Raw genomic sequence first — 22819 nt, forward strand, 5'->3', positions numbered from 1 at the left:
CTCTGCCGACGCCTGGGCGCCAGCGCTTCCTATTAACGGAAGAGCGTCAGGATCTGCTGGTTCGAAGAGTTGGCGATCGAGAGCGACTGGACGGCCAGCTGCTGCTGCGTCTGCAGAGCAGAGAGCTTGCTCGATTCCTGTTCCATATCAGCGTCTACGAGCTTGCCAACGCCCGACTGGATCGAGTCGGAGAGCGAGGAAGCAAAGCTCGACTGCAGGTCGATACGGCTGGAGATCGAGCCGAGCTTCGAACCCATGCTGGTCATGGAGTTCAGGGCGGTCTGAACCATGTTCAGCGCGCTGGAGATCTGGCCGCTCGTCATCTTGCTGATGTCAAGGCTGAAGACCGAGTAGCTGCCGGTCTTGGTGCCGAGAATACCAGAGCTCGTCTGGATCGTGCCAGCTGCCGTCGTGCCGAACAGAACGTTGCCGGTTGCGCTGGAGTCGAACTTGTAGGAGGTCGAGCTGACCGAAACGGTGCCGTTGGTGCCACGGATGAACGAGGAAACAACCGAAGCGGAGTCGCCGCCCTTGGCCATGACCCAGTTTTCGCCGTTGAACGAAGCCGACTGGGCAACGCTCTGCAGCTGCTGCTGCAGCTGGCTGATTTCTTCCTGAACCGACTTCTTGTCGACCGAAGGCTCCATGGCGGTCGCAAGCTTGTTCTTGATCTGGCCGACGATGTCGATGGCGCTGGTGACGGCGGTGGTTGCGGTGTCAACCTTGGCGGCGCCGAGGCCGAGAGCGTCGGATACTGCGCCGATGGCGCCATTGTCGGACTTCATGCTCGTAGCGATCGACCAGTAGGCAGCGTTGTCGGAAGCCTTGGAGATGCGCAGGCCGGAAGAAACGGCAGCCTGGGTGTCCTGCAGGTTGCTGCCGATGGTGCGCAGCGTCTGGAGAGCAGCCATTGCGGCGTTGTTGGTAAGAATGCTCGTCATAATATTTGCCCCTTTGGCATTGGTTAAATAAGGGACATTCCGGACCTAAAACCGGTAACGGCATTCAGCATCATGCCTGTTAACCCAGTTCGTTAAGGTTAACTCGCCGTTTCGATGGTCCTAAGAAACAGCAATATAGTTAAGAAAACCTGAACCGCTCTTACCCAGAAAACATAAAAAAAACCGCGCCTTAGATGGGCGCGGTTAACTTCTTGTTTAGGAATTCGATCAGCGCTTTGCGCCGGTCTATCCGCTTAGCGGAAGAGCGACAGGATCGACTGGTTCGAAGAGTTGGCGATCGAGAGCGACTGGATGGCCAGCTGCTGCTGCGTCTGCAGAGCAGAGAGCTTGCTCGATTCCTGTTCCATGTCAGCGTCTACAAGCTTGCCAACGCCCGACTGGATCGAGTCGGAGAGCGAGGAAGCAAAGCTCGTCTGCAGGTCGATACGGCTGGAGATCGAGCCGAGCTTCGAACCCATGCTGGTCATGGCGTTCAGAGCGGTCTGAACCATGTTGAGCGCGCTGGAGATCTGGCCGCTGGTCATCTTGCTGATGTCAAGGCTGAAGACCGAGTAGCTGCCGGTCTTGGTGCCGAGAATACCAGAGCTCGTCTGGATCGTGCCGGCTGCCGAAGCACCGAACAGAACGTTGCCGGTTGCGCCGGAGTCGAACTTGTAGGAGGTCGTGCTGACCGAAACGGTGCCGTTGGTGCCGCGGATGAACGAGGAAACAACCGAAGCGGAGTCGCCGCCCTTGGCCATGACCCAGTTTTCGCCGTTGAACGAAGCCGACTGGGCAACGCTCTGCAGCTGCTGCTGCAGCTGGCCGATTTCTTCCTGAACAGAACCCTTGTCGACGGAGCCTTCCATGGCGGTCGCAAGCTTGTTCTTGATCTGGCCGACGATGTCGATGGCGCTGGAAACAGCCGTCGATGCGGTGTCAACCTTGGCGGCGCCGAGGCCGAGAGCATCGGATACTGCGCCGATGGCGCCATTGTCGGACTTCATGCTCGTGGCGATCGACCAGTAGGCAGCGTTGTCGGAGGCCTTGGAGATGCGCAAGCCGGAAGAAACGGCAGCCTGGGTGTCCTGCAGGTTGCTGCTGATGCCACGCAGCGTCTGGAGGGCAGCCATTGCGGAATTGTTAGTGAGAATGCTGGTCATAGGAGTGTCCCCTGGAAACTGGATACAAAAGGAGGACATACCGGACTGTAAATACCGGCGATGACGGAGCAGCTTCATGCCCCTCGATCCGTTTTCCTAGAGGACCAAACCCGTCATGTCGCAGTGAAAGTCGCATCCATTGCTTGCGAATTCCTTAAACGCGGGCGGCCCGGAAAGGCTTGTCCGGAACGTGGCTAAGAATGCGTAAAGGCCTTTTCGACCGTTGCTTCGGTTTCAGGCAAGCTACGTGCGCGATGATCGGCGAATCCATGATGCCGGCACTCGGCCTTCGACGAGAGCCAGTTCAACATTCCGCTCGGAGTTCTCGCTCGTGAATATCAAAAACGCCTTTGTGACTGCGTCCGGCTTCTATCAGAAGGGACAATATACGCGCGCGCTCGAAACGCTGAACGAGTTGTTGAACGTCGACACGTCTCCCAAGACCTACGCCCTTCTTGCAAAAACCCTGCTGAAACTCGGCTTCAAGTCTGATGCGGCCAGCGCCTATGAGCTGGCCGGCAGACAGCCGCCTCGTCGCGACGACTATCTTCGCGAGGCGCTGTTGCTCCATGGCGAATGCGGCAACGACGATCAGGCGCTCGCGGTCGGAAGCCTGATCCTGCCCCTGGCGTTCAAGGACCCGGAACTTGCCTTCATTCTCACCCGCATCTTCCTCAGCCGTCAGCAAAGAGAACTCCTCTCCGGCTTCAAGACCGTGCTGGTCGAAGGGCCCGAACTCAGACATCGGCTGCTGGCAGCAAAGCTCCTGACGGATGACCTCTATGACGAGGGTAACCGGCACATCGTCGCGACGCTGTTCAAGAATCATCCGGACAACATCATCTTCCGGACGCTCTATCTGATCTTCGCTCGTGAACTGTCCGATCTCGCCGCTGTTGAAAAGCACATGGCCCCGATCACGGCAGCGATGGCTGAGGGCAATCTCGACTATGTGATCCCGGACAACCCCTTCTTCCATCTGCACTGGTGCGGCGACGAAGCTATCAACAAATATGCGATCCATGACACCTCGGCACTCCCCGTCGGCCATGCCGAGGCCCGCCGCAGGATTCCGCACGCCTGGGGCAGCAAGATCCGCATCGGCTATCTCTCGTCCGATTTCTGGCCGGAGCATGCAACGATGAAGCTGCTGCAGCGGACACTGGAACTGCATGACCGGGATCGATTTGAGATCTTTCTCTTCGACCATACCGATCTCGTTTCCCAGAACGAGCAGCCGTTCGACCATCAGAAATGGGGAACGATGGTCGACGTCCGCAGCCTGTCTGATCAGGCTGCGGCAGAGGCGATCCGCGCCCGCGGCATCGACATCCTCGTTGACCTCAAGGGCCATACGAAGGAAAGCCGCGCTCGCATCCTCAATCACATGGCCGCCCCGATCCAGGTTGCCTGGCTCGGCTTTCCCGGCACGACCGTCAATATCGACCTCGACTACATCATCGGCGATCACTACGTGCTGCCGGAGCATTCGAAGCCGCATTTTCACGAGAAATTCTGCCGCCTGCCGGAATGCTATCAGCCGAACGATCCATTGCATCGTCCAAAGCCGCGGCCGGTCACGCGCGCGCAGCATGGGCTGCCCGAAGACGCCTTTGTCTTTGCCTCGTTCAACGGCAACCGCAAAGTCACTCCGCAGATGATCGACGTGTGGTGCAATATTCTCAAGCGGAGCAAGAACAGCGTGCTCTGGCTGCTGTGCAACCACCCCCGTTCCGAGGCCAGCCTCTGGTCACGCATGGAGGCACGCGGCATCAACCGCAAGCGCGTCATCTTCACCACGCGTATTCGCTACGAAGATCACATCGATCGCCAGCAGCTTGCCGATCTCGGCCTCGACACCTTCCCGGTCAACGGCCATACCACCACTTCGGAACAGCTTTGGGGCGGTCTGCCAGTCCTTACCATGAAGGGCACCAACTTCGCCTCCCGCGTCAGCGAAAGCCTGCTGAATGCGATCGGCGTGCCGGAACTGATTGCCGAAGACGTCCAGGCCTATGAGGACATGGCCGTGGAGCTCTCCAATGAACCGGCGCGCGTCGCCCAGTTCAAGGAGGCTCTTTTCGCCAATCGTTACATCAAGCCCCTCTTCGATGCCGAACGCATTACCCAGCATCTGGAGACGGCCTTCGAAATGATGGTGGAACGCGCAAAACAAGGTCTGGCACCCGATCATATGGACGTGCCTGCGCTACCGAGCCGCACGGAACCCTTCATGGCGGAAGACGGGAATGCGGCGGCAATCGCCGCCGAATAGGCCTGGAGATCGCCGGGATGAAAATTCCGGCGACCGACCTTCCGGTACCGATCACATAATTATTGCTCAGTGGAAAGAGCGGACGAGGCTGCCGACCAGAAGGTTCCAGCCATCGATCAGCACGAAAAAGAGAATCTTGAACGGCAGCGAGATCGATGTCGGCGGCAACATCATCATGCCCATAGCCATGACGATGGTCGATACGATCAAGTCGATGACGAGAAACGGCAGGACAACCAGAAAGCCGATTTCGAAGCCGCGACGGATTTCCGAGATCATGAAAGCCGGGATCAGCACGCGGTAGTCGATCTTGTTGTCGACCACGGTCGTCTGGCCGCGCTCCTTCGCCAGATCGACGAAGAGCTTCAGATCCTTGTCGCGGGTATTGTTGGACATGAAAGTCCGGAAGGGTTCGGCGATGCGCTGCACGGCGTCGGCTTCCGAGATCTGATTGGCGAGCAGCGGCTGCACGCCATCCTTCCAGGCCTGATCGAAGGTGGGCGACATGACGTAGAAGGTCATGAACAGCGCCAGGCTCAGCAGGATCATGTTCGACGGCGTCGTCGCGAGCCCCATGCCGGTGCGCAGGATCGAGAAGGCAATGATGAAGCGCGGGAAGCTCGTCACCATGATCAGGATGCCCGGAGCGATCGACAGGATCGTCAAGAGTCCGAAGGTGCGGATGATCCAGGCGGCAACGGAGCCGTTCACCGGGGCATTCAGAAGATCGGTGGGAAGTTGCGACGGCAATTGCTGCGCCATCGCCAGCTCAGGCGACAATGCAGCGACAACTAATATAGACAAAATAAGTATTGGTCGAATCATTCGATCACGAAAGTTCTGAACATAACTTTCGATACGCGTCCTTCCGAGCGCAGGTCAACACGCTCTTGAATGTCATCCCGAAGATATTGCAGGCCCCGCGCGCCTTCGATCTGCTGCAGGGACACCGTGCGCACGTAGCTCAGTATGTCCTGATGGATCGCCTGGGCAAGCTGGACGTCCGCCGGGCCCTTGAATACCAGTGCAAGCTCCAGCCTTATCCAGCTCTGCGAGGGATAGGCGAGATTGGTGGTGATCGGGTCAAGTGCGATGATCCCGTTGGCCTGCGCCGCTGCGGCCGCCTGCTTGCTGTCGCCGGCGGCTGTCGTCGTGGCCTGTATGGCGGCCGTGGCTGCCTTGATCCTAGGCGCGACCACGGTGCCGAGCAACCAGCCGCCGCCGCCGCCAAGGACAGTCAGCACCAATAGTCCGACGATCGTCAGGATCAGCGGCGATCCCTTGCCTTTTGCCGGTTCGTCTGCGGCTGCTGCCATGTCCCTATCCGTTCGTTGTCAAACTGGCCGATGCCATCAGATCAGAGCGGCGACAGCAGGTCGACGGCCTGTTGTCCTCTCGGCGGCTGCTGTATTTCCGTCAGACGACCGCGTCCGCCATAGGAGATGCGTGCCTCGGCGATCTTGTCGTAGGAGATGGTGTTGTCGGCGGTGACATCCTGCGGCCGCACGATGCCGGCGACGTTGAGAATGCGGATTTCCTGGTTCATGCGGACTTCCTGCGAGCCGCTGATCATCAGGTTGCCGTTTTCGAGAATACCGGTGACGACCGCCGCGACCAGCAGGTTGATCTGCTCGGAGCGCTGCATCTTGCCCTTGGCATCGGTGCTGGTATCCGAGCCGGAGGTCGCGTCGGCGTTGGTCGCGGGCTTCCAGCCGAAGATCTTGGCGGAAATATCCCAGTTCATATCGCTCTTGTTCGTGCGATTGCGGTTTGTCTCGTTGTCCCAGTTCGCCTTGTCGTTGATCTGGATCGTGACGGTCAGGATGTCGCCGACATTGAGGGCGCGCGAGTCCTTGAAGAGCGCTGCCTGAGAATCGTTCCAGAGCGAATATCCCTGCGCGATCTGGTGCGGCCGCTTCGGGTACTGCGACATCTGTGGTGTCTGAGCATATTGCAGGCCACTGCCGATCGGACTCATGGCAGGCGCCCTGCCGATTTCCCTGAGGGCCTGCGACTGGCAGCCGGCAAGAAAGACGACGATTGCGCAGGTGGCCGTAAGACGCATGTTCATGAGGGGTCCTTCGACTTCGATGTATTCGGATCGGATGCGCTGGCCATAATGTTGGTAATAGCCGCCGCCTTCTTCGCATCCATTTCCGCGAGAATGAGGCTCGACTGGCGAGCCGAAAGCTTCATGATGATCGCGGCCGCTATTACGGTCCTGACATCATTGAGGCTGGCCGCCGCCGCATCCGGCTTCATGTTCTTGTAGATATCGACCAGGCCCAGATCCGCTGTCTTGAGGAAATCATCCCGGCGTTTCAGCCAGTCCTCGTATTCGGCCTTGCGTTTGTCCATGGTGGCGATGCGCTGATCGACGTCGGCCTGCAGCTTTTCCAGCTCCTGCTTCTGCAGCAGATAGCGCTGGTCGCGGGCCGGATCAGCGATATTGGTGCAGAACTGCCGGATCTCATCCTGGCTGGAGGCCGGATCGACAACGGGCTTCGGGGCTTGCTGCGCGACTGCAACGCCGAGCGACAGCAGCATTGCTGCCGCTGCCGAAAGGCCGCAAGAGACCAGTATTCTTCTGGCGGTGACGATCGATATCATTGCAACACGAGCTCCGCTTGCAGGGCGCCGGCCGATTTGATGCCTTGCAGGATGGCGATGATGCCGTCCGGCTTGACGCCGATATTGTTGAGACCGGCAACCAACGTCTTCAGGTCAGGCCCTTCCAGCACCGCGACGCGGCCACCGCTCTTGGTGGCGGTAATGTCGGTCTGGTCCTGTATGGCCGTCTCACCGTTCGAGAAGGGCTCGGGCTGGATCACCTGCGGGTTCTCGCTCACCTGCACCGTCAGCGTTCCGTAGCTGACCGCAACGGGGGAAACGCGAACGTCGGCGCCGATGACGATGGTTCCCGTGCGCTCGTTGATGACGACCTTGGCCGGCGTATCTGTCTGGACATTGAGATTTTCAATGTCGGCCATCAGTCGGGTCAGATCGGCCATTTTCGGCTTGTTGAGCGTGACTTCCTGCGAATCCTTCGCCTCGGCGATCGGCCCGCCGAAACGCGAGCTCGCCCAGGCGTTGACGGTGTCGGCAATACGGATCGAGGTGGAGAAATCCGGATTGCGCAGCTGCAGGACCAGATTGACCGAATCCTTGAAGCGCGAAGGCAATTCGCGTTCGATGATCGCGCCGCCGGGCACGCGGCCGGCAGTGGTAACACCTTCCGTGACGGTTGCCGCAGCGCCCTGGGCCTGGAAGCCCGAAACGATGACCGAACCCTGGGCCACGGCGTAGATCTGCCCGTCGGCGCCGCTGAGCGAGGTCATGATGAGCGTCCCGCCGCGAAGCGACGTCGCATCGCCCAGCGAGCTGACCGTGACGTCGATGCGGCTACCGGGGCTGGCGAATGGCGGCAGGTTCGCCGTCACCATGACGGCAGCGGTGTTTTTCGCGGCGGATTGGCCGCCCTGCGTCGAGATGCCGAGGTTTTGCAGCATCGCGCGCATGGATTGCTCGGTGAAGGGCGAGGAACGCAGGCCATCGCCCGTCCCCTGGAGACCGACGATCAGGCCGTAGCCGATGAGCTGGTTGTCGCGGCCGGATTGCAGCGACGCGATGTCCTTGATGCGCGATTGCATCGCTGCAGCCGGATCGGCAATGATCAGGCTGGGCAATGCGAAGAGAACTGCGAGAAATTGACGAAGCCGTTTCATTTTGCGACCACGCGGATCGTGCCGTTTTCGAGAACCGTGCCGTTGACGATGATGCCCGAGTCCATGTTGCGGGCCCGCACGCTATCGCCGACAGCGCCATCATCCAGCGGCGTGCCCGCCGCCGTGATCGTCATGCTGCCCATGCTCATGACCAGGCGGACATTGGAGCCACGCGTGACGGCATAGGGCTGGCGCAGCGAGGAGATGGAGATGGTTCGGCCGGGCAGAAGCGTCCGCTTGGATACGAGGCCGGTGACCTGCCGGATCCGCTTGGCGTAATCGCCCGTCAGATTGGGGTTGGTGACTTCAACCTCCTCGAGCTGGCCGCCGCTGATAATGTCGCCGGGGTAGATCGTCTCCGTCGGGACCACGGCGGTCCCCATGCTGCCCTCATCGGCTCTTGCTGCACCTGCGGGCGCGACCGATGCGAACACGACGGAAAGGCTCGCCGCGGCGAACCAGGCCATTGCTAAGCTTTTCATCCGGCGAAACCTCATGTTCGGCCCGTCCTTCCCGCTACTTCAGGTTCTTGCTGACGATCTGCGCCATGTCGTCGGCGGTCGTGATGACCTTCGAATTCATCTCGTATGCGCGCTGCGCCGTGATCAGATCGGTGATTTCCTTGACCGGATCGACGTTCGACGATTCCAGGTAATACTGCTTCATGTAGGCGAAGCCGTTCTGGTTCGGATCGGAGATAACCGGGTCGCCGGAAGCCGGCGTCTGCGTGAAGAGGTTGCTGCCCATCGGCTGCAGGCCGGCTTCGTTGACGAAGTTGGCGATCTGCACCTGGCCGAGCACGGTCGGCGTGGTCGCCGTGCCGATGATCGCCGAAACCTGGCCGGACTGGTTGATGGCGAGGCTGGTGGCATTGTTCGGGATCGTGATGCCCGGCTGCAGCACATTGCCATCCGGCGTGACGATCTGGCCGGTATCGCTCTTGTTGAAAGAGCCGGCGCGTGTATAGGCGGTCGTGCCGTCGGGCATCTGGATCTGGAACCATCCACGGCCGACAAGCGCAACGTCGAGCTCGTTCTGGGTCTGCGACAACTCGCCCTGGACCTGGATGTTGCGCACGGCCACGGTCTGCACGCCGAGACCGATGTTGGCGCCTTCCGGCACCACCGCCTGGTTCGGCCGGTTGGAGATGCCCTTGGCGCGCTCGGTCTGGTAGAGAAGGTCGGAGAATTCTGCGCGCGAACGCTTGTAGCCCGTCGTGTTGATGTTCGCGATATTGTTCGCGATGACTTCAAGATTGGTCTGCTGGGCGTCCATGCCCGTTGCGGCAATTGCGAGCGCTCTCATGCTTTCGTCCTTCGAGCTGGGGCGTGATCTTCGAAACCGAGAGCGGCCCGCGAATTATTCACGCCAAATCAAGTAATTAGAGCGAGAAATCCCGCCCTAGATCTGCATCTTGGTAATATCGAGAAACGCGGAGACGACCTTGTCGCGCAGCGCGACCGCGGTTTGCAGCGTCTGGTCGGCCTGCATGACCTTGTCAACGACTTCGCGGGTGCTCATCGTGCCCTTGATGCCGGCGAAGGAGGCATTTTCAGCTTCCTTCAGCGTGTTGATGGAGTCCTTCGCCACGTTCGACATGACGGAGGCAAAGCTCATTCCGGCGTCCGCTCCCATGGCAACGGCCGGAGAGGCGTTGAGCGCGCTGGAAGCAGCGGATGTCAGATCCGTGGTGATGCTGCCGAGGCCGCGGGTCGCCGAGAGGGAGGCTACATTCTTGATGGAATCGATCATTATGAGTTCTTCAACAGGTCAATGGTGGAAGAGATGAGATCGCGAGCCTGCCTGACCGTCTGCAGGTTGGCCTCGTAGGAACGATTGGCTTCACGCATGTCGGCCATTTCGACGAGGATGTTGACGTTGGGCATCTTGACGTAGCCCTTCGGGTCGGCGGCGGGGTTATCCGGATCATACTCTTCGACGAACTTGCCCGTGTCCTCGCCCAGCTTCTTCACACCGACCGTCGTCAGGCCGTTGGCGCGATCCATTTCTGCGCCGAAGGTCACGGTCTTGCGCCGATAGGGATCGGCACCGGGGGTGTCACCCGTCGAGCGGGCGTTGGCGATATTTTCGGAGACGATACGCAGACGAGTCGATTGAGCCTCCAGGCCGGAGCCTGCAATTTTCAATGCGGCTGATAAGGGGTCCATGACATCTTCACTTCATCTATTGTTTTACGGTCATCAACATCATGCGATGAAAGGAACTCACGAGTGCGGTGTTCAAGCTGTACTGGCGCTTGATCTCACCGGATTTGGCGAGTTCGTCCTCCAGGCCGACGGTGTTACCCGACTCCTGGACACCTATTTCCTGGCTGAGCGGCGCCTCTTCGACGTTAATGTTGCCGCTCGAGCTGAATTCGTTACCCGAAATATGCGCGGGATTGGTTTTCGCCATGCTGATGTTCTGGTTATCCAGAACGGCCTGAAATGGCGTCACGTCCTTGGCACGGTACTTCGGGGTATTGGCATTGGCGATATTGCCGGCAACGACCTCCTGGCGCGCCTGAAGCCACTCGGCTTGCCGCGAGGCCAGGTCAAAGAGCTGAATCGGTTGCATGGGCTTCTCTCCGTTCTTACACTAGGAACCTAGCGGGATAATCTTGCGTGGGACTTGCGAGAAATGCGTTCCTGTAAACTCTTCAAAGTGCCTGAAACTCAGGCATCTCCGCGTTTTTCAATTGCGTCAGTAGACATCGCCCGCGGATGTGACGATGACCCATTTTCCCTCACGCTGTTCAATCGATGCGAGGCGGCTGTTGTCGGGTAGAACCGAGCCGACGCGCACGACATACATGCCCGTGTCGTCCTCGATCAGCGCGCGGCCATTGACGACGTGCAGGAGGTGGAACGGGAGCTTGCCGGGAAGTGGCTGCTGTTCGGCCGGCGGCCCCTTGTCATCCTCGCGGCCGGCATTGCTGACCGTCGCGGTCGTCAAGGGATCGGGAATGAGATCCCGGGGCTCGCTGGGATTCTTGTTGACCATGGCCAGCGGCGATACGCTCACGACTTCGCGGCCGGGCCAATTCGGCAGATCGCGCGTGCGATCGCCTTCAGCCACATGGATGCCGAACTTGTCCGGGTTGAGGAAAACGTACCAGGGAAAGAAGGCCGAGGCGCCGGCAAGCACCAGTCCCGTGCAGACGAGTGCCCTGTCCGTAATCGTCCGCCTCTTTGCCGCCTTCGGCGGATTGACCGATTCGTCTGTGTCGGTTTCTGTCACGTCTGGCCCCTCTTTCGGCACTAAATTCGGAAATTTCGGCTAGCTGCGAACAATGGATAATCGGGGTGGTGTCTCATGCGATCCTCACCGTCCCCGGACCGGCACGGCTGCCGCTGAACCATTCTTCAGGGCCGTCGCAAGGTCGGTGAAGGCGTCTTCGGATGGCAGTTCGCCGGGGGTCTGCTTGAGGATGTCGTAGATGATCGGCACCTGGCGGACGGCGATATCGAGATCCGGGTCGCTGCCCTGGCGATAGCCGCCGATCAGGCGCAGATCGCGTGTTTCCTCGTAGCGATGCACCAGCGCTTTCAGCCGCGATGCCAACTTCTCCTGATCGGGCGTCCATGCCTTGCGAGCCAGACGCGAGACCGAGGCCAGCGGGTCGATCGGCGGATAGCGGCCTTCCTCGGCAAGACTGCGTTGCAGGACGATGTGCCCGTCGAGAATGCCGCGCGTGGAATCGGCGATCGGATCGTTATGGTTGTCGCCATCGACCAGAATGGAGATGATGGCGGTAATCGTGCCGGTACCTTCCGGTCCCGGTCCGGCGCGCTCGAGCAGGCGCGGCAATTCGGTGAAGACAGAGGCCGGATATCCACGGGCGATCGGCGGCTCACCGGAGGCGGTAGCGACCTCGCGGATGGCATGGGCAAAGCGGGTAACACTGTCGACGATCAGCAGCACATTCTCGCCCTGATCGCGAAAATGTTCGGCAATGGTGATCGCGGAGAGAGGTGCCATCTTGCGCAGCATCGGGCTTTCGTCGCTGGTCGCGACAACGGCGACCGATTTCTGCAGATGACTGCCGAGCGTATCCTCGATGAATTCGCGCACTTCGCGGCCGCGTTCGCCGACGAGCGCGATGACGACCTTGTCGAAGGCATCGGCTCTGGCCAGCATCGACAGGAGCGTCGACTTGCCGACGCCGGAGCCGGCAAAGATGCCGAGGCGCTGGCCGAGGCAGAGCGGCGAAAAGATGTCTATGGCGCGAACGCCGGTCTTGAAGCCGGTTTCGACGCGCTTGCGCGTCATCGAAGGCGGAGCGGTATTGGAGATCGAGCGCGCATCGAGCCCCTTCGTCAGGGGGCCCAGCCCGTCGATCGGCTCGCCAAGCGAATTGATCGTGCGGCCGCACCAGCTGTTATCGGGAGAAATGCGAAACGCCCCCCTGCGGATGACGGTGTCCTGGATACCGATCGGCTCACCCGGCTCGATCGGACAGACATAGGTCAGATCGGGCTCGACCCGGACGACCTCGCCGAGATGCACGCCGGTCGAGGAGCGATGCGCCACGAAATCGCCGAGACGGACCTGCCTGGAAAGGCCGGCGACGGTATAATGTCCCGCTGCAATGGTGCGCACATGGCCGCCATGGGCCACGGAGTTCTCCGCCGTCGCATATTGCGCCGCAAGCACGGCCATATGTGAAAGCTTCGGCGACAATGCAGCCTCCGGCAACTGATCCTCGATCATGATCCGCCCTCGTTACTGGCTGCCGCCGAGGGTCTTGATCGCGTCGGTGAGGGTGCCCTCGCTGCTGCTGGTGAGCGTGCTGATATTGTCGAAGGCGCGGCTGACCTCGATCAGATTGGTCATTTCCCGCATGCCGTTGACATTGGAGTTTTCGAGGTAGCCCTGAGCGACGCCGATATTCGAGCGATCGATGACCGGCTGCGGCGTATCCGTCGGCAGGATGCTGCTGTTTTCGTAGCGCAGGAAGCCCTTGCTGACGTCTGAACTGTAAAGGCCGATCTGGCCCATGCGCTTGCCACCTTGCGAGATGGTGCCGTCCGAGGAAACCGTCGGCGCGCCGCCGCGCGGATCAAGCTGGATCGGAGCGCCACCGGGATCAAGCACCGGGAAGCCGCGCACAGAGACCAGCGCACCATTGTCTGTCATGGTGAAACGGCCGTCGCGCGTCACCACCAGGCCAGCCGGCGTGTTGAGGCCGAACCAGGCGTCGCCCTTGACGGCGAAATCGAAGAGATTGCCGGTGTTCTGCAATTCGCCATTGTCGGTCGACAGATAGTCGTTGCCCTGCGAAACGAAGGCCACCTTGGCGTTGAGCTTGTTTTCGGTATTGCTGAGGACTTGGTCGAACTTGACCTCGGTGCCACGGAAGCCCGTGGTGTTCACGTTGGCCAAATTGTCGGCGATTGTCGTCAGACGCCGCTCGAGCGCCATCTGGGACGATAGCGCCACATAGATACCAGACTGCATTTTCAACGCCCTCCGGACATTGGAGAATAACGGGAAAGGAAACGCCGGAGCGCTCCTACATTTCGTTAGCGGGGCATGGATGCCCTTACCCGCTATCCTGCCGGCATTGGCTTGTGCGAAGCTGACAAGGCAAAAGGTGGCCGAACGACCGCATCGAACAGCCTCACGCAAGGCAGCTCCCCTAGTTCATCTTAGGAAGCAACGTTCAGGTGTGGACCGACGATGAACATTATTATCGGATTTGTAGTGACCTGCGGCTGCATCATAGGCAGCTTCATGGCCATGGGCGGAGACGTAGGCGCTCTGTTCCAGCCCTTCGAATTTGTCATTATCGCAGGCGCCGGTCTCGGCGGCTTCATCATGGCCAATCCGATGAAGATCGTGAAGGACTCAGGCAAGGCACTGCTCGAGGCCTTCCGTCACGCGGTTCCGAAGGAGCGCGAATATCTCGATACGCTCGGCGTACTCTACGCCCTGATGCGCGATCTGCGCACCAAGTCGCGCAACGAAATCGAAGCCCATATCGACAATCCCGATGAATCGGTGATCTTCAAGGCCGCTCCGACGGTGCTGAAGAACAAGGATCTGACGGCTTTCATCTGCGACTACGTGCGCCTCATCATCATCGGCAATGCCCGCTCGCACGAGATCGAGGCGCTGATGGATGAAGAGCTCAACACCATGCAGCACGACAAGATGAAGCCCTATCACGCGATCACGATCATGGGCGATTCCTTCCCGGCCATCGGTATCGTCGCCGCCGTTCTCGGCGTCATCAAGGCCATGAGCCACATCAACGAATCACCCGAAGTGCTCGGTCACCTCATCGGATCGGCACTGGTCGGCACCTTCCTCGGCATCATCCTGTCCTATTCCGTCTGTGCGCCGCTGGTGTCGCAGATCAAGATCGTGCGCAACAAGCAGCATCGTCTCTACGTCATCGTGAAGCAGACGCTGCTGGCCTATATGAACGGCTCCGTGCCGCAGGTGGCGCTCGAATACGGTCGCAAGACCATCTCCTCCTACGAGCGTCCGTCCATTGACGCCGTCGAGCAGGAAATGATGAACCCCGGCGGTGAAAGCAAGGCAGCCTGAAAACCATGAGCCAGCAATCCGCATCCAAGGCACAGACGATGGACCGCACCCTCTTCGCCAAGCTCACAGGCAATCTTGGCGATCAGGCGCTGCTTGCCAAGATCGGCACGGCCTTCTCCCAGGTCTATGCCGAATTCCTGCCGGATATGATCAAGAACGAGACCGGTCTCGACAGCGGTATCGCCTATGGCGGCTGCCAGTCCGGCCTCATGAAAGACCTGATCGCCGGTCTTGGCGGCAACCACGCCCTGGTCAACGCCTCGCTGCGCAATTGGTCATCCAAATTCGTGCTCGGCTGCGGCTCCGGTTTCATCATGACGCTGATGGAGCATATGCTGGGGGGACGCGCCGAAGACATGGAAGCGGCCATTGCCCGGCCGCTTTCGGTGATCGAACTCGATCTTTCCGTCATGGTGTTCGAAAAGATCGCCAATGTGCTCCGCTCGGCGGTCAATGCTCAGGGCGGCTTCGAGCCCTATCTCGATCCGCCCTACAATGTCGAAGAGGCAATGGCGCAGATCACCGATGAGAATGACGATTTCGCCGCCGCGATCACGATGACGGTTTCGCTCGGCAAGTCCATTTCCCAGATCGTCATCATCGTGCCGCAGCGCGACCTGCTGCGCACCGTCGTCAGCGCGCCGCGAGCGAAGAATCCGACGGCCGCCTCGCAGGCATGGTCGGACCAGCTCAACGAGCAGGTTCGCCGCTCGCAAGTGACGCTCGAGGCGCGCATCCGCCTGCAATCCCTGACGCTCGACACGATTTCCAAGCTCGCGGTCGGCGATACCATTCCCTTCATGGACAATAGCGGCGACGTGCGGGTCGAGGTCAGCGCCAACAGCAAGGACCTCTACATCTGCGAGTTTGGCCGCTCTGGCGAAAATTACACGGTGCGCGTCAAGGACAATGTGAATTCCGACGACGAGCTTCTGCGGCACCTGATGAATTGACCAGCCGGCGGGTGGCTCCCACCCACGGCAGCTTGAGGCAAGTTTCAACTGGAATAGTGATTTCATGGCTACGAAGACGACACAGCAAAGCAACGAGGAATCGCTGGAATTTCCAAACAGCGACGCCGCATTGGACGACGCCATCGATGGTCTGCGCGGCGTCCTGAAGAAGGATAGCGACGGCGGCATGCCGGATTTCGCAGCTGACCAGTTTGGCGCGGAGCCCAGCACCGACCTCTCCACCTTCGGCGATTTCGGCGACGAGGATTCCGGCCCAGCCTTCGCGGACAGCGATTTCGGCGAAGCCTCTTCGGCGCCCGCCGCTCTTGGCAGCGCGCTGGCCGCCAATCTCGACATGATCATGGATATCCCGATCGACGTCCAGATCGTGCTCGGCACCAGCCGCATGCAGGTCTCCGGCCTGATGAACCTGACCGAAGGCGCAATCATAGCGCTCGACAAGAAGATCGGCGAACCGGTCGAAATCACAGTAAACGGCCGCAAGATCGGCCGGGGCGAAATTACCGTTCTGGAACATGACGACACCAGGTTCGGTATCAAGCTCACAGAAATATACAACACGAAGAAAAGCTGAACCCGGCTCATGATGAGCCCAATCCCGGTGAGGGATGGAGACGAAGACCATGATGGACTTTGACGATTTCAGCGGCGCACTCGCCGAGAAACCGTTATCGCAGACTGAAAAAGCGGCCGCCGTCCTTCTCGCCATGGGAAAGCAGGTAGCAGGACGGCTGCTCAAATATTTTACCCAGAATGAATTGCAGATGATCATCGCCTCGGCGCAGTCGCTGAGGCTCATTCCGCCGGACGAACTGGCGCAACTCGTCGCGGAATTCGAGGATCTGTTCACCGAAGGCGCAGGCCTGATGGACAATGCGAAGGCCATCGAGAGCATTCTCGAGGAAGGCCTGACACCGGACGAAGTGGACAGCCTGCTCGGCCGCCGCACCGCCTTCCAGGCTTACGAGACCTCCATCTGGGATCGCCTGGGCGAGGCCGACCCGGTCTTCGTGGCCAAGTTCCTCCTGCGCGAGCATCCGCAGACCATCGCCTATGTGCTGTCGATGATGCCTTCCGCCTTCGGAGCGAAAGTTTTGCTGCAGCTTCCCGAAGCGCAGCGTCCCGACATCATGAACCGCACGGTCAACCTGAAGGACGTCAGCCCGAAGGCAGCGCAGATCATCGAGAACCGCGTTCTCGGCCTGATGGCGGAAATCGATGCGGAGCGCAACGCTTCCGGCTCGACCAAGGTCGCCGACCTGATGAACGAACTCGACAAGCCTGTGGTCGACACCCTGCTCAACTCGCTCGAATCGATCAACAAGGAATCGGTCGAGAAGGTCCGTCCGAAGATCTTCCTCTTCGACGATCTGATCCGCATGCCGCAGCCAAGCCGCGTCCTGTTGCTCAACGATATCGCCTCGGACATCCTGACCATGGCGCTACGCGGCTCAAGCAACGAGATTCGCGAGATCGTCCTGTCCTCGATCAGCCCGCGTCAGCGCCGCATGATCGAATCGGATCTGCAGATGGGCAATGCCGGCGTAAATCCGCGCGAAATCGCCATCGCGCGGCGGGCCATCGCACAGGAAGCCATCCGTCTTGCCAACTCCGGCCAGATCGAGCTCAAGCCCAAGGAAAATACGCCTGTGGAAGAAGCAGCTTGATCTCACCGCGACTCACTTGAATCGTCTTAGAGTGCTTAGCTTAGGGCCGCGTATGATGCGCGGCCCCTTTCCGTTTGCGAAGGACGACTGCTTTGGCTGGCGAAGACAAAGACAGTAGAACAGAAAGGCCGACGGAGAAAAAACTCCGCGACACCATGGAGAAGGGCAATGTGCCTCACTCCAGGGAGGCAACCATCTTTGCCTCCATGCTCGCGACCGTCATCTATGTCACCTTCTTCCTGCCGGAGCGTATCGGCCGCATGGGAGAAGTGCTGCGCGATCTCTTCGAAAAGCCGGATCAATGGCAGATCGAAACCGGGCCCGACGCGATTTCGCTTTTCACCCGCATAGGCTGGGAAGCCGGTAACCTGGTGATGCCCGCCGTCGTGCTCTTCTTCACCTTCGGCATCGGCGCCTCGATTTTCCAGAACCTGCCGACACCGGTTCTGGAGCGAATCAGGCCGCAATTCTCGCGAATCTCACCGGCATCCGGCTGGAAACGTCTTTTCAGCATGACCGGCCTGGTGGAGTTCGGCAAGTCGCTTGCGAAGATCGTTCTCGTCAGCATCGTCATGTTTTTCGTGCTGCGCAGCCAGTTCTTTCATTCGATCGATTCGATGGCTTCGGACCCGCAGACCATCTTCGTGCGCCTGTCGACGATCGTTCAGCGAATCCTGATCATCGTGCTCCTGGCGACCGCGGTCGTCGGCATCGCCGACATTTTGTGGAGCCGATATCACTGGTTCGACGAGCTGAAGATGACCAAGCAGGAGGTCAAGGACGAGCTCAAGCAGTCACAGGGCGACCCGATCGTCAAATCGCGCCAGCGCTCGATCGCACGCGACCGCGCCCGCCGGCGCATGATGAAACAGGTTCCGCGCGCCACCCTCGTTATCGCCAATCCGACGCATTTTGCCGTGGCGCTGCGCTATGTGCGTGAGGAAGGCGACGCGCCCGTCGTCGTTGCGAAGGGCCAGGACCTGATTGCGTTGAAGATCAGAGAGATAGCCGAGGCTAACAATATTCCGGTTTTCGAGGATCCGCCCCTCGCGCGCTCCATGTTTGCGCAAGTCTCGGTTGATAGCGTCATCCCGTCAGTATTTTACAAGGCCGTCGCCGAGCTCATCCATCGGATCTATGCCGCGCAGTCGAATAGAAAACGGGTACGATAAACCAAATGAAAAAATGCCCCTACTCTGCCGAACGTGAAAAAATCCTCGCGGAAGCCATCAGCCCCGTCGCGAGTGAGCTGCGCCTCCTCGACGCCGCCGATCTGATCTCGTTGCTCCGCTTCGAACGATACGGCAATCTCGCCGACCTCGTAGCCTCGGCGGCCGAACTCTATTTCCTGCCCGGTACTGTCAATTTCGGCCTCGGTGGCGATTACAAGCTCGATTGGGGCGGCCCTGCGGAAGTGACTATCGACCTGGAAATCAAGCCGCCGGGCGTGACCGTCTATGCCAAACTGGCGCTGGCGGAGCATTATGCCGGCATCGAGATAAACCATATCGCCTTCGACAAGGCGTCCACCGATCCCGATGAGAACACGGCGCTTTTCGCGCGTAGCCTGAGGGACGCGCGTTATGTGACGCGCGGCGAAACAGCACGGGTGTTCTAAGCCGTTCAAGACGTCAGAGCACTTCCAGGAAAAGTGCGTAGCGGTTTTCCGTCCGGAATGCGTCAAGAAACAAAAAAGATAGAGCGTTTTCGTGATTCGAAGAAAAGCGGAAATGCTCTAGAGATTTACGAAAGCTATCCGCCGAGGCGCTGAAAATCAGCTAATGTAGCCGAAGCGGATCGCTTTCGCGATCGCCTGGATGCGATTGACGCTATCGAGCTTGATGGTCGCAGAGCCGAGATAGGCGTTCACAGTGTGGACCGACAATCCCAGCTTCTCGGCGATTTCTTCACTGATGCGCCCGTCGCCGGCAAGCTGCAGGCAGGCGATTTCACGCTCGCTGAGGGCTTCGGCGTCCTGGGAGCGGCGCTCGTCCAGCGACAATAGCGCCATCATGATCTGGCAGCTGCGACCATGCAGCTCGACGATCATATCGCTCGCCAGATCCATGAATTTTGCGGTGAAGACCACATAGCCGTTGCCAACCGCCCCCAGACGTACGGGAAAGGCGACGCCGGCAAAGGGCAGAAGATGCGGTTTCAGGCGCTGGGTAAAGGCGGCAAAGTCCGGTGTCTCGGCGGTGCTATCGCTATCCCTGCCGTTCCACATGAGCGGGAGCAGCGATTTGTCGATGTGCTCGATCATGGCTTCGCTGTAAGCCTCAACGAAAGCCTTGCCCATAACGGAATTGGCCGACCCCCAATTGTCGAGTTCGCTGACGAGACGCTGCTTGTGCGGCAAGCCTGAGCCATGGAGGCGATAAACTGCGAAATGCTGCGCATCGATCAGCTTCTGCATCGACACCAGCTTCGGGAAGAGATCGGAGCGGCCAGAAATCCGGCCCGAACGGGTTAGCCGCGGTTCCGCCGGCATATCCGTCGTCCTGTCTGGCTGATAGCGCATTCAGTGAGCCTTCAAACGAGATTGTTTCGCACGGCGAAGGCGATTGCCTCCGACCGGGTCTTGGTGGCGGTCTTGCGCATGACGCTGGTGATGTAGTTATTGATGGTATTGCGCGAGATGCCGAGGATCATGGCAATCTCGTCACTTGTCTTGCCTTCGGCGATCCAGAACAAACATTCCAGCTCACGTTCGGTAAGATCGAAATCGCGCTCGGACTTGCTTTCGAAGCAGCGGATCGAGCTGGCGAGATAGCCTGACAGCAGGCCGACATCGCGCAACCGCTCCGGCAAGAGCGTCTCGGATTCGCGGACCAGCAGCAACAGAGAGAAGCGTGTACGACCGACATTGAACGTCAAAGCGTAATATCGGCGGCTGATGCCATCAGGCAGCTCGACGTCGTCCGGCAAGGAGGCCAGGCTCGGCTGGAACAGCGACATGCATTTTTCCAGCTCGCCGATACGGCCATAGCCGCCCGTCAACTCCGATGCCAGCCGCCTCACGAGATCGAAAGGCCAGTCGGACGACACGACGAAGTCCAGCCCGCTTTCCTGGATGAGATCGCAGCGCGCCAAGAGGTAGCCGTAGGCACCCGCATAGCTCGTCAACGAGCGAAGGCCGGCTTGCAGATAGGCCGGGCCGGAAACGGTACCCAGCTGCAGAATGAGCTGCTCGCGCGACATGGCGCCTGTGGACGCGACCGACCGCGCATCCCAATCGCCTTTGCTCGTCTGCGATATCTGCATGTCCATTCTTGCATTTCCTGCCACTGTTGGACGATCATTCGTCAACGAGAGCACTATTCCGTTGAAACCCGGTGCATCACCCTGGAAAGCGGATATCGACCTTCCGCAGGGCATCAGAACCGAATCATTGTCTACCGCGATACAAACACATCCCGGTGAAAGCGGGTGGATGAAATACACCCATCATTGAATTTCATGTGGGCAACCGGATCGGCACAGGCGTTGCGGACACAATCAGCGAACCATGAACTGATTTTTCCCGCGCTCCGGACTCTGCAACACTTCGAACCGGCGATACGCTGAAATCGAAGGCCTGTTCGCGCGAACTGAACAACTGATACGCAAAGGCACTTTACCAGTAAGTCGATTCTTTATGCCCAGCAACGGAATTGCAAGCGAAATTCCATCTTACGAACACGTCAAACTATCCGGCAGCGGCTAACGGGTCACAGTTTTCTCAATATTGCAGGCAGAAACCACCGGGATAAAGCAAAAAGACCGGGATTTCTCCCGGTCCTGTTGATCAGGCTGCCTTGTCGACGGCCCATTTTCTGAGGATCTTTGCGGCGCGTTCCTCGCTGATTTCCACCATCCGCGACAGGCGACGCTCCGGTCCTTCCTTGACCCGACGGTTGAAGGTGCCGCTATCGTCGCCCATCGTCAGCAGATCGTCGGTGCTGTCGAAGCCGAAGTCGGAGCCGAAGCCGTCCATCAGCGCGGCGCCGGGGCCGCCGACGGCGGGAGCGAAGTCGGGCAGCTCCAGGCCGGCCGCCTCAGGCAATGCCGTGCCACCGGCTGCGCCGCCGCCTAGCGAGCGGATCAGCGGACGGAAGCCCATCCAGACGATGAGGAAGGCGACGGCAACGAAGGCCAGCGAGTTGATGATACCGGCCATGTTGCGGCTCAGCATATCGGTGATGCTGAAGCTGGAGGCCGTATCTTCGAGCAGCTGGTTGTCGAGGAAGTCCATCGCATTGACGGTGACGATGTCGCCACGACCCTGGTCGACGCCAGCAGCAGTCGCCACGATCTTCTGCATTTCGGCGATATAGGCGTCGATCTTCGCCTGATCGGCACCCTGGCCGAGCATCTGCGCGACGCGGCCCTTGTTGACCACCACGGCGACGGAGAGCTTTTCGATCTTGTAGCTGTTGCGCGTCGTGGCCGTCGTCTTGCTGTTGATTTCGTAGTTGGTCTGCTCTTCGCGCTTGTCGGACTGGTCGTTCGACGTCGGCGTATTGCCGCCGGATTGCGGAGCGGCCTGCGGAATATTCTGTTCCACGGTCGCCGCGGTATCGGGCTGGTTCTGCTGCGACTTCTGCGCTTCCTTCACCGTGCGGACCGAGCGTTCGACCTTCGAATCCGGATCGTAGGTAGTTTCCTGCACCTGCTGGCTGTCGGTGTTGAGCTGCGCCGTTACGCTCGAGCGGAAATTGTCCATGCCGAGGAAGGGGGCGAGAGCCTTGTTGATGTTGGATTCGACTTCGCTCTGTACATTCTGGACGATGCCGAGATTGCGGGTGAGCACGCCATTGCTGGGGTCGTCACCCGATGCCAGCAGCTGGCCGGTCGAGTCGAGAATGGTAACGTCGTCGACCTCGAGCCCCGGAACGGCCGAGGCAACGAGATGCCGGATCGCCGATGCCGATTTGCGGGCTGCCTCGGAACTGGCACGGATCATCACCGAGGCCGTCGGCTTCTGATCCGCCTTACGGAAATTGCCGGTATCCTGCATGACGATATGGACGCGTGCGGCGCTGATGCCTGCGATGGAGGTGATGGTACGGCCGATTTCGCCCTCAAGGGCGCGAACGCGGGTGACTTCCTGCATGAAGGAGGTGAGGCCGAGCGAACCGACATTGTCGAACAGCTCGTAACCGGCATTGCCGCTATTGGGCAGGCCACGCTCGGCAAGCAGTGCGCGAGCCTTGCCGGTCATGCCTGCCGGAACAGTCAGGCTGGTGCCATCCGTGCCGACCTGGAAATTGATCTTGGCTTCTGCGAGCGCGATGCTGATCTGGTTGAGATCCGTCGCATCCAGGCCGACATAGAGTGTCTCCTGGGAAGGCTTATTGACGTAAAGGGCTGCAAACAGGATCAGGACCATGGACACAACGCCCACGCCACCCAGGATCAGCAGCCGCGTTCTCCCGAGATTCTGGATGTTCCGGAACAATGGAACTAATTGATTTAACAGATTCATTCTGTTCTCGCACGATTCGTCAAAGACCTGATGGCTTTGTGTCCTGCAGCGA

General features: G+C 59.6%; 25 protein-coding genes. 7 read left to right on the forward strand and 18 right to left on the reverse strand.

The genetic code is table 11. The features are described 5' to 3' along the window. Nucleotides 1-32: 32 nt before the first annotated feature. Together A6U86_RS26020 and A6U86_RS26025 are read right to left on the reverse strand one after the other, a co-directional pair. Entirely contained in the window at nt 33-941 is a 909-nt protein-coding gene (locus A6U86_RS26020) for a flagellin (RefSeq protein ID WP_068397162.1), read from the reverse strand. A gap of 254 nt (nt 942-1195) precedes the next feature. Beyond that, nucleotides 1196-2104: a flagellin gene (locus A6U86_RS26025; RefSeq protein ID WP_068397164.1), complete on the reverse strand. Its 909-nt coding sequence runs from the start codon at nt 2102-2104 to the stop codon at nt 1196-1198. 331 nt (nt 2105-2435) lie between these two features. Here A6U86_RS26025 and A6U86_RS26030 point away from each other — a divergent pair, with 331 nt between their 5' ends. Beyond that, the gene (locus A6U86_RS26030) at nt 2436-4379 is read left to right on the forward strand and encodes a glycosyl transferase (protein ID WP_068397166.1); all 1944 of its coding nucleotides are present in this window, start codon (nt 2436-2438) and stop codon (nt 4377-4379) included. 66 nt (nt 4380-4445) lie between these two features. On the opposite strand, the gene fliP is transcribed toward A6U86_RS26030, so the two are convergent. The 13 genes from fliP to flgF form a co-directional block, all read right to left on the reverse strand. Further along, nucleotides 4446-5204 carry a flagellar type III secretion system pore protein FliP gene (gene fliP / locus A6U86_RS26035; RefSeq protein ID WP_068397172.1) on the reverse strand — a complete coding sequence of 253 codons (759 nt, stop codon included), beginning with the start codon at nt 5202-5204 and terminating at the stop codon, nt 4446-4448. Further along, nucleotides 5201-5695, reverse strand: a complete 495-nt coding sequence (locus tag A6U86_RS26040) for a flagellar basal body-associated FliL family protein (RefSeq protein ID WP_068397175.1) — start codon at nt 5693-5695, stop codon at nt 5201-5203. The genes fliP and A6U86_RS26040 overlap by 4 nt, the downstream gene beginning before the upstream one ends. A 41-nt stretch (nt 5696-5736) precedes the next feature. Then, complete coding sequence (gene flgH, locus A6U86_RS26045; RefSeq protein ID WP_068397176.1) at nt 5737-6450, reverse strand: flagellar basal body L-ring protein FlgH; 714 nt, start codon at nt 6448-6450, stop codon at nt 5737-5739. Continuing rightward, nucleotides 6447-6989: a MotE family protein gene (locus A6U86_RS26050; protein ID WP_068397177.1), complete on the reverse strand. Its 543-nt coding sequence runs from the start codon at nt 6987-6989 to the stop codon at nt 6447-6449. The genes flgH and A6U86_RS26050 overlap by 4 nt, the downstream gene beginning before the upstream one ends. Continuing rightward, entirely contained in the window at nt 6986-8104 is a 1119-nt protein-coding gene (locus A6U86_RS26055) for a flagellar basal body P-ring protein FlgI (protein WP_068397180.1), read from the reverse strand. Before A6U86_RS26055 ends, A6U86_RS26050 begins: the two co-directional genes overlap by 4 nt. Then, nucleotides 8101-8601 carry a flagellar basal body P-ring formation chaperone FlgA gene (gene flgA / locus A6U86_RS26060; protein WP_068397185.1) on the reverse strand — a complete coding sequence of 167 codons (501 nt, stop codon included), beginning with the start codon at nt 8599-8601 and terminating at the stop codon, nt 8101-8103. Before flgA ends, A6U86_RS26055 begins: the two co-directional genes overlap by 4 nt. A 19-nt stretch (nt 8602-8620) precedes the next feature. Next, entirely contained in the window at nt 8621-9409 is a 789-nt protein-coding gene (flgG, locus tag A6U86_RS26065) for a flagellar basal-body rod protein FlgG (RefSeq protein ID WP_068397188.1), read from the reverse strand. A 96-nt stretch (nt 9410-9505) separates the two neighbouring features. Next, nucleotides 9506-9856: a flagellar hook-basal body complex protein FliE gene (locus A6U86_RS26070; RefSeq protein WP_068397190.1), complete on the reverse strand. Its 351-nt coding sequence runs from the start codon at nt 9854-9856 to the stop codon at nt 9506-9508. Next, complete coding sequence (gene flgC / locus A6U86_RS26075) at nt 9856-10272, reverse strand: flagellar basal body rod protein FlgC (RefSeq protein ID WP_068397193.1); 417 nt, start codon at nt 10270-10272, stop codon at nt 9856-9858. The genes A6U86_RS26070 and flgC overlap by 1 nt, the downstream gene beginning before the upstream one ends. A 16-nt stretch (nt 10273-10288) precedes the next feature. Next, entirely contained in the window at nt 10289-10681 is a 393-nt protein-coding gene (gene flgB / locus A6U86_RS26080) for a flagellar basal body rod protein FlgB (RefSeq protein ID WP_068397196.1), read from the reverse strand. A 126-nt stretch (nt 10682-10807) separates the two neighbouring features. Beyond that, the gene (locus tag A6U86_RS26085; RefSeq protein ID WP_068397199.1) at nt 10808-11344 is read right to left on the reverse strand and encodes a flagellar protein; all 537 of its coding nucleotides are present in this window, start codon (nt 11342-11344) and stop codon (nt 10808-10810) included. An 84-nt stretch (nt 11345-11428) separates the two neighbouring features. Beyond that, nucleotides 11429-12817: a flagellar protein export ATPase FliI gene (fliI, locus tag A6U86_RS26090; RefSeq protein WP_068397202.1), complete on the reverse strand. Its 1389-nt coding sequence runs from the start codon at nt 12815-12817 to the stop codon at nt 11429-11431. A gap of 12 nt (nt 12818-12829) precedes the next feature. After that, the gene (gene flgF / locus A6U86_RS26095; RefSeq protein WP_068397204.1) at nt 12830-13564 is read right to left on the reverse strand and encodes a flagellar basal-body rod protein FlgF; all 735 of its coding nucleotides are present in this window, start codon (nt 13562-13564) and stop codon (nt 12830-12832) included. 222 nt (nt 13565-13786) lie between these two features. Here flgF and motA point away from each other — a divergent pair, with 222 nt between their 5' ends. The 6 genes from motA to A6U86_RS26125 all read left to right on the forward strand — a co-directional run bounded on the left by motA (nt 13787) and on the right by A6U86_RS26125 (nt 18918). Further along, nucleotides 13787-14659 (forward strand): flagellar motor stator protein MotA, encoded by an 873-nt coding sequence (motA, locus tag A6U86_RS26100; RefSeq protein WP_068397207.1) that lies wholly within the window; start codon nt 13787-13789, stop codon nt 14657-14659. 5 nt (nt 14660-14664) lie between these two features. After that, nucleotides 14665-15612, forward strand: coding sequence for a FliM/FliN family flagellar motor switch protein (locus A6U86_RS26105; protein WP_068397209.1), 948 nt, complete (start codon nt 14665-14667; stop codon nt 15610-15612). Nucleotides 15613-15676: 64 nt separating this feature from the next. Further along, nucleotides 15677-16207 carry a flagellar motor switch protein FliN gene (gene fliN, locus A6U86_RS26110; protein ID WP_068397212.1) on the forward strand — a complete coding sequence of 177 codons (531 nt, stop codon included), beginning with the start codon at nt 15677-15679 and terminating at the stop codon, nt 16205-16207. A 49-nt stretch (nt 16208-16256) separates the two neighbouring features. Next, nucleotides 16257-17300: a flagellar motor switch protein FliG gene (fliG, locus tag A6U86_RS26115; RefSeq protein ID WP_068397901.1), complete on the forward strand. Its 1044-nt coding sequence runs from the start codon at nt 16257-16259 to the stop codon at nt 17298-17300. A gap of 92 nt (nt 17301-17392) precedes the next feature. Beyond that, nucleotides 17393-18472 (forward strand): flagellar biosynthesis protein FlhB, encoded by a 1080-nt coding sequence (gene flhB / locus A6U86_RS26120; RefSeq protein ID WP_068397215.1) that lies wholly within the window; start codon nt 17393-17395, stop codon nt 18470-18472. 5 nt (nt 18473-18477) lie between these two features. After that, the gene (locus tag A6U86_RS26125; protein WP_068397223.1) at nt 18478-18918 is read left to right on the forward strand and encodes a hypothetical protein; all 441 of its coding nucleotides are present in this window, start codon (nt 18478-18480) and stop codon (nt 18916-18918) included. Nucleotides 18919-19074: 156 nt separating this feature from the next. On the opposite strand, the gene A6U86_RS26130 is transcribed toward A6U86_RS26125, so the two are convergent. From A6U86_RS26130 to fliF, 3 genes are all read right to left on the reverse strand, one after another. Next, on the reverse strand, nt 19075-19791 hold the full coding sequence (locus tag A6U86_RS26130; protein ID WP_136686803.1) for a transcriptional regulator VisR: 717 nt from the start codon (nt 19789-19791) through the stop codon (nt 19075-19077). Nucleotides 19792-19832: 41 nt separating this feature from the next. After that, on the reverse strand, nt 19833-20570 hold the full coding sequence (locus tag A6U86_RS26135; protein WP_068397228.1) for a transcriptional regulator VisN: 738 nt from the start codon (nt 20568-20570) through the stop codon (nt 19833-19835). Nucleotides 20571-21087: 517 nt separating this feature from the next. Beyond that, complete coding sequence (fliF, locus tag A6U86_RS26140; RefSeq protein ID WP_068397231.1) at nt 21088-22767, reverse strand: flagellar basal-body MS-ring/collar protein FliF; 1680 nt, start codon at nt 22765-22767, stop codon at nt 21088-21090. Nucleotides 22768-22819: the final 52 nt, after the last annotated feature.

Origin of the sequence: Rhizobium sp. AC27/96 (assembly GCF_001692325.1) — a bacterium.
Classification (GTDB): Bacteria; Pseudomonadota; Alphaproteobacteria; order Rhizobiales; family Rhizobiaceae; genus Rhizobium.